This is a genomic window from Alphaproteobacteria bacterium (genome assembly GCA_016124955.1).
GTDB lineage: Bacteria > Pseudomonadota > Alphaproteobacteria > UBA9219 > RFNS01 > RI-461.
Map to the genome: position 1 here is coordinate 128,343 of WGMR01000009.1, position 11,390 is coordinate 139,732.

12 protein-coding genes are annotated in these 11,390 nt (G+C 61.9%); 1 reads left to right on the plus strand and 11 read right to left on the minus strand.

The window, feature by feature from the left end:
- Positions 1-34 precede the first annotated feature (34 nt).
- The 11 genes from GC131_09355 to GC131_09405 form a co-directional block, all read right to left on the minus strand.
- Positions 35-976: a CBS domain-containing protein gene (locus tag GC131_09355; GenBank protein ID MBI1274272.1), complete on the minus strand. Its 942-nt coding sequence runs from the start codon at positions 974-976 to the stop codon at positions 35-37.
- Complete coding sequence (ybeY, locus tag GC131_09360; GenBank protein MBI1274273.1) at positions 973-1,578, minus strand: rRNA maturation RNase YbeY; 606 nt, start codon at positions 1,576-1,578, stop codon at positions 973-975. The genes GC131_09355 and ybeY overlap by 4 nt, the downstream gene beginning before the upstream one ends.
- Positions 1,575-2,954, minus strand: coding sequence for a tRNA (N6-isopentenyl adenosine(37)-C2)-methylthiotransferase MiaB (gene miaB, locus GC131_09365; protein ID MBI1274274.1), 1,380 nt, complete (start codon positions 2,952-2,954; stop codon positions 1,575-1,577). The genes ybeY and miaB overlap by 4 nt, the downstream gene beginning before the upstream one ends.
- Positions 2,951-3,844: a 1-acyl-sn-glycerol-3-phosphate acyltransferase gene (locus GC131_09370; protein ID MBI1274275.1), complete on the minus strand. Its 894-nt coding sequence runs from the start codon at positions 3,842-3,844 to the stop codon at positions 2,951-2,953. The genes miaB and GC131_09370 overlap by 4 nt, the downstream gene beginning before the upstream one ends.
- A gap of 40 nt (positions 3,845-3,884) precedes the next feature.
- Positions 3,885-4,739: a GNAT family N-acetyltransferase gene (locus tag GC131_09375; protein ID MBI1274276.1), complete on the minus strand. Its 855-nt coding sequence runs from the start codon at positions 4,737-4,739 to the stop codon at positions 3,885-3,887.
- A 140-nt stretch (positions 4,740-4,879) separates the two neighbouring features.
- Positions 4,880-5,368 (minus strand): GNAT family N-acetyltransferase, encoded by a 489-nt coding sequence (locus GC131_09380; protein ID MBI1274277.1) that lies wholly within the window; start codon positions 5,366-5,368, stop codon positions 4,880-4,882.
- The gene (tsaB, locus tag GC131_09385) at positions 5,365-6,054 is read right to left on the minus strand and encodes a tRNA (adenosine(37)-N6)-threonylcarbamoyltransferase complex dimerization subunit type 1 TsaB (protein MBI1274278.1); all 690 of its coding nucleotides are present in this window, start codon (positions 6,052-6,054) and stop codon (positions 5,365-5,367) included. The genes GC131_09380 and tsaB overlap by 4 nt, the downstream gene beginning before the upstream one ends.
- A complete protein-coding gene (locus GC131_09390) occupies positions 6,054-6,656 on the minus strand; it encodes an NADPH-dependent oxidoreductase (GenBank protein MBI1274279.1) in 603 nt (200 codons plus the stop codon). Before GC131_09390 ends, tsaB begins: the two co-directional genes overlap by 1 nt.
- A gap of 8 nt (positions 6,657-6,664) precedes the next feature.
- Positions 6,665-7,222, minus strand: a complete 558-nt coding sequence (locus GC131_09395; GenBank protein MBI1274280.1) for a NifU family protein — start codon at positions 7,220-7,222, stop codon at positions 6,665-6,667.
- A gap of 77 nt (positions 7,223-7,299) precedes the next feature.
- Positions 7,300-8,415 (minus strand): DNA replication/repair protein RecF, encoded by a 1,116-nt coding sequence (gene recF, locus GC131_09400; protein MBI1274281.1) that lies wholly within the window; start codon positions 8,413-8,415, stop codon positions 7,300-7,302.
- Positions 8,416-8,465: 50 nt separating this feature from the next.
- Entirely contained in the window at positions 8,466-9,599 is a 1,134-nt protein-coding gene (locus GC131_09405; GenBank protein MBI1274282.1) for a DNA polymerase III subunit beta, read from the minus strand.
- A gap of 326 nt (positions 9,600-9,925) precedes the next feature.
- Here GC131_09405 and GC131_09410 point away from each other — a divergent pair.
- The coding region (locus tag GC131_09410) for a hypothetical protein (GenBank protein MBI1274283.1) at positions 9,926-11,390 on the plus strand (1,465 nt) is incomplete at its 3' end.

An 11,390-nucleotide genomic window follows, 5' to 3' on the forward strand; every position in this document is an offset into this window, starting at 1 on the left:
GCCGCTTTCTAACGCTTGGAAAAGATTGCCTGATTTATTGGCGGGCGGTGGCGCGGAGCTTGCCCGCATCGGCTTCGCCCGCGGCAGCGGGCAGGTTGCGCACGCGCACGCGCTTGACCCGGCTGTGATCGAGCTCGATCACGTCGAATTCCACGCCCGAGCTGTGGCGGAAGGTTTCGCCCACCTGCGGAATGCGCCCGGCGAGAATGAAAACGAGGCCGCCCAGCGTATCGATTTCCTCGCGTTCGCTTTCGGTTAAAATCGCGCCCACGCGGCCCTCGAATTCCTCGATCGGCAGCCGCGCCTCGACGATCATGGATCCGTCGCCGCGCATCATGATGCGCGGCGGCACAACTTCGTCATGTTCGTCGTTGATGTCGCCGACGATTTCCTCGACCAGATCCTCGATCGTCACGAGGCCATCGACGCCGCCGAATTCATCGACCACCATGGCCATATAATGGCGTGTGGAACGCATTTGCAGCATCAGCTTGATCGCGGGCGTGGTGGGGGCCACGAACAGAACCTGCCGCAAAAGATCGCGCACCTTGCAATCGCGGTTGTGCGCGAGGCAGTCCATCACGTCTTTCATATGGACCATGCCCAGCACGTCATCGAGCGTTTCGCGGTACACGGGGATGCGGCTGTGCTGCGTTTCGGTCATCATCGCGACCAGCTCGGCCAGCGGCGTATCGATATCGATGGCGGCGATATCGCTGCGCGGGATTTTGCAATCGGCCACCGTGCGTTCGTGCAGCTGCAAAAGATTGGCGAGCAAAAGCCGCTCGGCTGCCGGCATGCCCGTGGTTGCGCTTGGCTCCTCGATCAATTCCTCGATCGCCTCGCGCAGCTCTTCGGCGTTGGTTTTCGCGATTTTGTTGACCAGCCTGTTCCACGCGGCGGCGATGCGCGCGCGCCAACTCGGCGGTTCTTCGGGTTCCCGCAAGGGGGTATCGGTGTTTGAAGGGCCGTTCATGTTTTGCGCGCGGCTCTGGCCGGGCGCTTGCCGCGGGCCTTTTGACGTGGCCCTGCCTTGTAGGGATCGGGGAGGCCGAGAGCAGCCATGATTGAAATTTCGAGACGTTCCATTTTCCGTGCGGTCATTGCAGAGGAATGATTATAGCCAAGCAGGTGTAAAATACCATGAATGATAAGATGTGACAGGTGATTTATCAATACCTTGTGTTCTTTTTTTGCCTCAACCACTATATATTGATATCCTAGTATGATATCGCCAAGCTCAACGGGCTGCCCTTTTGGGGCAATGCGCTTGCCGGGCGCGCGGCAAAGCCGGGCCAGCTGGCGGGGGCTGAACTGGGGAAATGACAAAACATTGGTGGCTTTATCCTTGCCGCGAAAATCGTGGTTGAGCGTGCGTACGGTTTTGTCGTCCGCCAGCACGATGGTCAGGCCCGCGCCGCGCGGCAGTTTGCCTGCGGGCACCAGCTTGCCGGTTTCGCGCACGGCGGCGCGGATAGAGACGCGCAGGCGCGGGATTTTTTTCCACCCGTCATGCAGAATAAGCGTGGTCGCGTTCAATACGGGCGTTTTCCCGGCGGCGGGCTGTTTGCGCTTCATGCCGCCCGCTTATCTTCGGCCGCGCGGCAAGCGAGGCTGCTGAGCGTCGCGCCCGTGACCGTTACATCCGCAATTTGCCCGAACATTGTATCCGGCACCGTAGCATGCGCGGCCTGCATCCATGGCGTGCGGCCGAGCAACTGGCCCGGTTCCTTGCCGCGCCGGTCGAACAGCACCGGTATGGTGCGGCCCGTAAAACCTTCGTTGAATTTTTTTTGCTGTTCCTGAAGCAGCGCTTGCAGCATGTGCAGGCGTGCTTCCTTTTCCGCCTGCGGCAGCTGGCGCGGCATCGCTTCGGCGGGCGTGCCCGGGCGGGCGCTGTAGGCAAAGGAATAGGCTTGCGCGAAACCGACTTGGCGCACGAGATCGAGCGTGTCTTCAAAGTCTTTGTCGGTTTCGCCGGGGAAGCCGACGATAAAATCGGAAGACAGCGCGAGACCGGGGCTGGCGTCGCGCAACCGATTAACCGCGCGCAAATAATCTTCGCGTGTATGGCGACGGTTCATGGCCGCGAGCACGGCATCGGCTCCGCTTTGCACCGGCAGATGCAGGAAGGGCATAAGCTGCGGCAATTGCGCGTGCGCCTGCACAAGGTCATCGGTCATTTCCAGCGGGTGTGACGTGGTGTAGCGCAGCCGGGCGACGCCCGGTATTTCCGCGATACCGTGCAAAAGCCGCGCCAGCGACCAGGTTTCGGCCCCGTCGCTGCCGTGATAGGCATTGACGTTCTGCCCCAAAAGCGTGATTTCCTTCGCGCCCCGCGCGGCAAGTTGCCGCGCTTCGGCCAGCACGGCTTTGGGGGGACGCGAATATTCCGCGCCGCGCGTATAGGGAACGACGCAGAAGGTGCAGAATTTATCGCAGCCTTCCTGCACGGAAAGAAAGGCGGCGGGGCCCTGCGCGCCGGGCGCCGGCAATTGATCGAATTTCGTTTCGGCAGGAAAATCCGTGTTCAGCACGTTGCCGCGGCTGCGTTCTACGCGCGCGATCATTTCCGGCAACTGGTGATAGGTTTGCGGGCCGAACACCATTTGCACATAGGGCGCGCGGCGCTGGATTTCAGGCCCTTCGGCCTGCGCAACGCAACCCGCGACCGCGATCATCAGCTCGCGGTCGCTGCCGCTGCGCGCATTTTGTGCCGCGCGCAAACGCCCCAGTTCGGAAAACAGTTTGTCGGTCGCCTTTTCGCGGATATGGCAGGTGTTGAGGATGACGAGATCGGCGTTTTCCGCATCATCCGCCGGCGCGTAACCGAGCGGCGCGAGCACGTCGATCATGCGATTGCCGTCATACACGTTCATCTGGCAGCCCCAGTTCTTGACGTGTACGCGTTTGCGCGCAGCGCGTTCCGGGCCCGTTTGTGTTGTGCTGGTCATGACGGGGTGATTTGTGCCAAATCCGGTGCCGGCGCTGCAAGCTGTTTCTGCGCGCCCGCGCCCTGATTGGTTAACAAATGCTGCGGTTCGCGGCCGGTCAGTGCGCGCATGGCACCGCGGTTCACGGCGGTCCAGCAATAATCGCTCAGTTCCCGCCGGCGGGCGAAATTGTTGCTGGCCACCGGCTCGTGAAACTCAAGCTCCACCGTTATCTGGCCTGCCTGCAAAAGCGGCCAGACATGCTTGCCGAGCGTCATATCGCCGTACCACGCATAGATCGGGCGCAACGTGCGGCCGAGCGGGATGCCGTCGAGCGCGGTGGCGATGATCGAGACCGGCTGCACCATCACGGGCCCGTGCGCGGTCGGTTCCATCACGGTTGCGAACAGGCTGCTTTTGAACGGCAGCACGCGGTTGCCGTCGGATGTGGTGCCTTCGGGGAATAGCACGAGGTTATCGCCCTGTTCCAGCCGCGCGCGGATCGTATCGCGCTGCTTGGCAGCCAGCGCGGCCTTGCGCGTGACGAACAATGTGTCTTGCAATTCGCACAAACGGTTGATCAGCGGCCATCCTTCAATCTCGCCCTTGGCGATAAAAGACGTGCGCACCGCCGTGCTGATCAGAATGATATCGAGATAGGAAGAATGATTGCTGGTGAACAAGGTCGGCCCGTGCGTGCGCGGTGTGCCGCGCACGAGCAGCTTTACGCCGAACAGGAAACGCGCAACCCGGAAGAAGCCTTGCGCGTATCCAAGCTTCCAGCGCCGCGGCAGCGGATTGATCACGGGATAGAGGATGAGCGTGATAAGGATCAGCAGCGTCAGCCCCGCCGCGCGCAATGCGGCGCGCAGACGGGAACCATAGGCAAAGCTGTTGCTGGGCGCGGACATAGGCCGAATGTGGCGTATATTTCGGAGCCGCGCTAGCGCTTTATACCAGCGGCACGTCGCGGACCTTGCGCTCGTAATGACGCAAATAACGGTCGGTCAGCAGATCGGTTTTGACGATGATGCACACGTCGGTGGTGTTGAACTGGGTATCGACCACCGCGCCGTCGCCCACATAGCCGCCGACGCGCAAATAACCCTTGATCAGCGGCGGCAGGTTGTTGGCACCCGAGCGCGGATCGAGCTTCAGGTCATCGGCCATGGTCGAAGCGTCAAACGCTTCGGGCGGCAGGATACGCATGTTGACATACCGTTCCGGCAACGCCTTGGGGCGGATACCCGGCGGCGCGAGGTGATGGTAATGCAGATAGGAAAGCGCGGCGGCGTGCTGTTGCGGATCGGTGCCCGGAAAGCTGGCGCAGCCGAACATGATGGCGATATCGTACTGGAATACGTAAGCCGCAAGGCCGCGCCACATCAGCTGCATGATCGGGCGGCTGCGATATTCGGTGGCGACGCAGGACCGGCCAAGTTCAAGAATTTCGCCGGGATAGGAAACCAGCTTGCCGATATCGTACTCATCGCTTGAATAGAATTTGCCGTATTTGTCGGCGTGGCAGCGGCGCACGAGGCGATAGGTGCCGATGATGGCTTCATCGCCCTTCTTTGCGGTATCGAGCACGAGGAGGTGATCGCAGAAATTATCGAGATCGTCGAAATCGCGCTTCGCGGCCGCCATTTCCGGACTCGCTTCCGCATGCATCTCTTCGTAGAAAACTTTATAGCGCAAACGCTGCGCGACCTCGATCTCATGCTTGTCGTGCGCGAGCCGGACAAGCAACGTGCCGAGGCGGAGATCGGCGCTTTTCACGCTTTCGGAATGGTCGGGGTTGCCCATTAGCTGAACTGTCCTTTCACAGCGGCCTTCTGTCGCGAAGGCCAGCGGGACGAATCGTCCACAAAATTACCATACAGGCCCGCCGGATTTCCACCCCAAATCATACAGAAATTGCCTTATTCAATGGTTAATATATTGATTTATATGGGTTTATTAAGTTCACATGCCAGCATCAGCGCATCCACAACCACCGCGCCGCGCTTGTAATAGCCGCGCCGCGCGCCGATGTCGGCAAAACCCGTATCGCGGTACAGCGCCTGCGCCGCCGGGTTATCGGCCGCAACTTCAAGCAAAATACGCGCAGCCCCTGCGGCACGCGCCTCGTCCACCGCAAGTTGCACGAGCCTTCGCCCAAAGCCGCGCCGCTGATAGCGCGGCAATACGGCGATGGTCAGAATCTCGGCTTCGCCGCCCGCAGCCTGGCAAAGCACGAAGCCGGCGGGCATAGCCTCGCAGCGCAACAGGAAACCGAAACGCGCGGGTGCCGCAAGCGCGCCCGTGAAGGCTTCAACCGGCCAGGCTTCCTTGCCGAAAGATTCGCGGTGCATCGCGGCCAGCAGCCACGCATCGGTGGGTGCGATATCGCGCACGTCCGGCGACGGCCCCTGTTCCGGCGCGGCGTCTCTCATGCTGTGCTCTCCGCCGCGCCGGTCCATACCGGGCCGCAGCTGACATCGGGCGGGCGAATATAGAGCGGCAACGGCGACCATTCATCGCCGGGTTTGCCTGCGCCCGCTGCCAGCGCGGCGGCACAGGCCGCTTCGCTTTCCGGCAGCGCGGCGATGGTATGCGCGGGCGCGGCAATGGCTTGCAGCAGCGCGCCGTTATCCCCGGCAAGCGCGAGCGGCTGTCCGGCAAAGCGCGCGCGCAAATTTTCTGCCGTCGCCATAAAAGCTTCGCCCGCCGCAACGCCATCCGCGCCGAACAGGCGACAGAAAAGCTCGTCGCGCTTGCTGTCGATCACGACCAAAAGCGGCTTGCCGGGCGGGCGGGCGGCCCGTGCGCGATAAAGCGCGAAGCGCGAAACCCCGAACACAGGCTTGTTCGCGCCCGCGCCGAGCCCGCAAGCGGCGGCAAGGCCGATGCGTATGCCCGTGAAGCTTCCGGGCCCGCGCGTAGCGGCGATACGATCAAGCGCGCCGATCGGTTGCCCGGCTTCCCGCAACAATTCGAGCACGAGCGGTATAAGCCGCGCATCTTGCCCGCGCGGCATGTCTTCCCGCTTCGCGGCAATCACCGTGCCGCCATTTTCCGCCCCCTGCCGGAGCGCGGCGGAACAGGCTGCACCCGCCGTATCGATCGCCAGTACAAGCATCACATGCCGTTCGAATATTTCCGGTAATCAATACCATCGCTTGCGCGTACGGGTTTGAGCGCGGCAGCGTAGGAAAGCAAAAGTTTCAGCGTATAGACGGCGCGTTCGCGCAAATAGGCATCATCGCTTCCCGCCGGTTCGTCGCCCACAAGCATTTTGGCGGCATCGCGCACGATCAGATGTTCGGGGATGTAAAGGATGCGGCTGTTTTTATAACTGCTTTCCCGCAATTCGCTGACGGGATAAGCGCCGCCGCGGCTGGCGGAAACCCCGACGATCAGCGCGGGCTTGTGGCCCACATCCTGCGGTTTGCAGTAAAGAAAAAAGTTCTTGAGCCCGGCGGGCGCCATGCCGTGCCATTCCGGGCTGACAATAACGAACCCGTCGCTTGCCCGCAGCGTTTCTGCATACGGGGCCCACTGCGCCGCCAGCGCGCTGCCTGCATCCCCGACGCTTTCATCCCACAGCGGCAGCGGGTTGCCCGCAAGGTCAATGACGGCGCCGGTTGCGCCGATTGCGCCAAGCTTGCCTTGCAGCCAGCGCGCGATGCGGCCCGATTGTCCGTTGGGCCGGTGGCTTCCGCTGACGATGGCGATTTGCATGCGATGCGCTACTGCGCCTGCCGGACTTCGGCGATTTCCGGAATGTAATGCTTCAGCATGTTTTCGATGCCGGCCTTGAGCGTAGCGGCCGAGCTTGGGCAGCCCGCGCAAGCGCCCTGCATATGCAGATAGACGATGCCGTCTTCGAACCTGTCGAACACGATATCGCCGCCGTCCTGCGCCACGGCCGGGCGCACCTTGTGATCGAGCAGTTCGCGGATCTGTTGCACGATCTCGCTTTCGTCATCTCCGCCCGCCGGGGCCGGGGCGGCGGCCGTATCGTTCATGACGGCGCGGCCTGCCGTGAAATGATCCATGATCGCGGCCAGCACAAGCGGCTTCAGCGCGGTCCAGCCGCTGGCGGCGCTTTTCGTCACGGTGATAAAATCGCGCGCGAGGAAAACGCCTTCAACCCCTTCAAGCGCAAACAGGGCTTTCGCGAGCGGGGAGGCGGTTTCGGCCGCCGCCGCATCGCGAAAATCGGCGGTGCCGCTTTCCAGGACGGCACGACCGGGCAGGAATTTAAGCGTCGCCGGGTTCGGCGTGTCTTCGGTTTGTATGAACATGGCGGCTCCCCTTGCTGGCCCCGATTATAGCGGGCCCGGGCACTATATGGGAAGCGCTTGCGGAAACTTCAATGCGTTTACAGCTTTGCGGCACTTACATTATCGCCCTTGACTGCGAAAAACTGGGCCCGCTGCGCCAGCGGCGCGAACAGGGAAGCATCCGTGCCCGTGATCCAGAACTGCCCGTGCAGCGCGACCAGGTTGTCATAAAGCGCTTCGCGGTGCGCCTCGTCGAGATGGGAGGCGATATCGTCAAGCAGCAAAAGCGGCGCGCAGCCGCGCCAGCGCGCCAGCAGCCGGGCATGGCCGAGCACGATGCGGATCAGCAGCATTTTCTGTTCGCCGGTCGAACATAAATCGGCCGGCTGATCCTTGCCCGCATGCTTTACCGCAAGATCGCTGCGATGCGGGCCGGTGGCGCAGCTGTCGTTTTTTCTATCGTCCTCGCGCCCGGCCGCGAGCCGCGCGCGCAACGTGTCTTCGACCGTCAGCGCTGCTTGCGTATCGAGCAGGCTTTCGGCCAGCCCTTCGAGCGCGAGCTGCACGTGCGGAAACGGCCCGTCGCCTTCGTTGACGACAAGACCGAGCTGTTCGACCATTTGTTTGCGCGCCGCCGCGATCGCCACGCCGGTGCGCGCAAGATCGTCCTCGAGCGCGCCAAGCCATGCCGGGTCCGGCCCGCCTTCGCGGATCAGGCGCATGCGTTCGCGCAAGGATTGTTCATAGCGGTTCACGCGCCCGGCATGGGCTGGATCGAAACCGAACACGAGGCGATCGAGGAATTTGCGCCGCGCCCCCGGGCCTTCCACCAGCACGCGGTCCATTTCCGGGGTCAGCCACACGAGCGCGATCGCTTCGCTGAGCGCCGCCTGGCTTTTCGCCGGTTTGCCGTCGATGCGGACCACGCGCCGGTCGCGCGCGGGCGCGGCGGGGTCGAGCCCGGTTGCAATGGTCGTGAAGCCGTCGCGCGTTTCCGCCTCGGCCGCAATTGCCCACGGCGCGTTGCTTTTGTGCGATTGCAGTTCGGTCATCGCCGCCCGGCGCATGCCGCGGCCGGGGGCCAGCATCGAAAGCGCTTCAAGAATGTTGGTTTTGCCGCTGCCGTTCGCGCCCGTCAGCACGACGGGGCCGGGGGCCAGTTCCATGCGCATATCGATATAGTTGCGGAACGCCGTCAGCGACAGGCGGCGTATTTGCGTTGCGGCGGCGGGTGCGGCAACCGTTTTCGCGGCGCCCACAGCGCTCACACCCGCATCGGCATGATCACGTAAAGCGCCGATGTATCGGCCACATCCTGCACGATCACGGGCGCGGCGGCGTCGGCCAGAAGGAAGCTGGCGCCATCGCCTTCGATCTGCTGCGTTACGTCAAGCAGGTAGCGGGCGTTGAAGCCGATCTCGAGCAGGCTGCCGTCATATTGCACTTCGATCTCTTCGCTGGCGCTGCCGGCTTCCGGGCTGTTGGCGGAAAGCGTCAGATGGCCGGGGCTGAGGCTTAGCTTCACGGCGCGTGATTTTTCCGTGGCGATGGTGGCGACGCGGTCAACTGCGGCGGCGAACGCGCGCGCATCGGCTTGCAGCAACTTGTCGTTGTTGGCGGGGATCACGCGCTCGTAATCGGGGAAGGTGCCATCGACCAGCTTGGAAGTAATGATGGTATCGTTGACGGCGAAGCGGATCTTGCTGTCGGAAAGCGCGACCTCGACATTGCCTTGCGTTTCATCGAGCAGCTTGCGGACTTCCTGCACGGTCTTGCGCGGGATGATGATGCCGGGCATGCTTTTGACGCCGGAAGGCGCCGGCATTTCCACGCGCGCGAGGCGGTGGCCATCGGTCGCGACCGCGCGCAGCACGTCGATGTTGCTGCCGCCCTGTTTGGTTTTTGCCGCATGCAGATAAATGCCGCTGAGATAGTAGCGGGTTTCCTCGGTCGAGATCGCGAAGCGGGTTTTATCGATCAGCGCGCGCAAATCGCCGGCGGAAAGCGAAAATTTGTGCTTCAGGTCGCCTTCCGACATTTGCGGAAAATCTTCGACCGGCAAACAGCCGAGCTTGAAGTGGGAGCGGCCGGAAGTGAGCGTAAGCTGGTTGGTGTTGGTGGCATTCATTTCGACCTGCGCGCCTTCGGGCAGCTTGCGCACGATGTCATAGAGCGTATGCGCGGGCGCGGTCACCGCGCCGGTGCCGCGCGGCGCATCTTCGCTCGCGACGCTTTCGACGATCTCGAGATCCATATCGGTGGCGGTGAAGCTGACCTGCCCGCCGCTGGCGCGGATCAGGACGTTCGCGAGAATGGGAATCGTGTTGCGCCGTTCGACCACGCTTTGCACATGGCTGAGGCTCTTGAGCAGGGCGGAACGGTCGAGCGTGATTTTCATGGTGCGCGTTTGGTTGAAATGGTGGTTAAACCCTCAAGAATCATACAGTTCCAACGGGATAGCAGAGTTTTCCTTGTATCGCCAGTGGGGGCGGCCTCGGTCCGGCCCGGCGCACCAAACAGATTTTGTGCCGCCGGGACAGGGTCTTCAGGCAAGCTTAACCAAACGAAGCGAAAAAGCCATAGAAATCATACCTATGCCGGGGCCGTCCATTTAGCCCTTCCAGCCAATTAAGCCGCCATTAATGATGCCTTGCTAGCCTGTAAGGGCAGCATTAAAGGCGCGCAATATTGCGTTTGAAGCATTTTATTCAAGGGTATTTTTTGATGCGTTATTTTGCCGGGATCCTGTGCATTGCCGTCCTTGCGTTCTTTTGCGCCGCGCCGGCGTATGCCTCCAACAGCTGCGCCAACCGTAATTATGAATTGCAGGGTGATGCGCGCTGCGGCGATAAAGATCCACGGCCACCCGAAAATGCTTCCGCCGTTTTTCCGGGCGTGTCCGACCGCGCGTTGCGCGCTTATGATGATTGCGTCTTTATAGACAACGATTCGGATAAGACATACTTCATCCCGCTTGGCAGCAAACGCGAATGGGACAGTTTTCGCATCCATAAGCCCAGCAAGGTGTATATCCACGATCTCTGTACCAGCGACAATTCGGCGATCACCGTTTGCGACAAAAAGATATCCCCGCCCATTACCCGCAACGCGCATACTTTCACCGCCACGATCGATGACCGCACCGAAACATATAAGTGCGAAGCCGGTCCGGGCTGTACCGCGAAGTGGACGCTCGTTTCCTCGAGCGGCGCGTGTAAAACCCCCGTTGACGGTACATGCGGTTCGTCAAATGGCGTGACCGCTTCAAGCAAGCCCACAACCGGTCTTTGCAGCGAAGGCACGGCTTCGGCCGTATCGGGCAACGGTCCGTGGTTGTGGAGTTGCGCCGGCAAGGATGGCGGTTCAAGCGTAAGTTGCGCCGCCGGCAAGGTTCCGCCGGTCAACGGCGCGTGCGGCGCCTCGCACGGTAAATCGCTTGCCAGCGCACCCACGGGCAGCCTTTGTGCTGCGGGTACGGCCTCGGGCGTTTCGGGCAGCGGCCCGTGGAACTGGAGTTGTGCGGGCAGCGATGGCGGCAGCAATGCGAGCTGCGCCGCCGCGAAGGAAGCCGGACAGGTTGTTAAATTGTCCGCAGGCGGCGGCGGGCTCATTCAGTGGGGCGGCTACCAAAACACCAGCGTTGCCGGCTTCAACTGGGATAACGCGATGCATGTGTGCGCCGCCGCGGGCTATGAATATATCGTGGCCGCGCGCGGCCGTAACGGCCGCGGCGACTGCAGCAGCTGTGGATGGACCCTTTGGAGCAATCCGGGCCATCCGCCGGTTGCACAGTTGCCCAACTACAAGATCCCGGCTGCCAACAGCGGCAAGTGGTCTGTGCGCGGACAGGGTAGCTGGTCGAGCGCGAGTGAACTTAATAATGTCTGGTGTTCCAGCAGCCCCGGCCAGCGCGTTCCGCCGGATTGCAAAGGCGGCGTGCAAACTGCCTATATACAAAAAGAGGTAACGCCGGAAATTTGTACACGCAAATGTGTGCGCTGCGCCACGACCTGCACACCGCCTGTGTATGTGAATGTCCCCGTGACGATGAACCTGCCGGACGGCTATTGGTCGGATTACAGTTACGGCTTGCCGATCACGACCGTTCATCCGAACGATAACCGTGCGATCCATTGGGGCGCCGACGATTACGGGGTTGCGGCTGTGTACTACACGAAAAGCAGCCTTG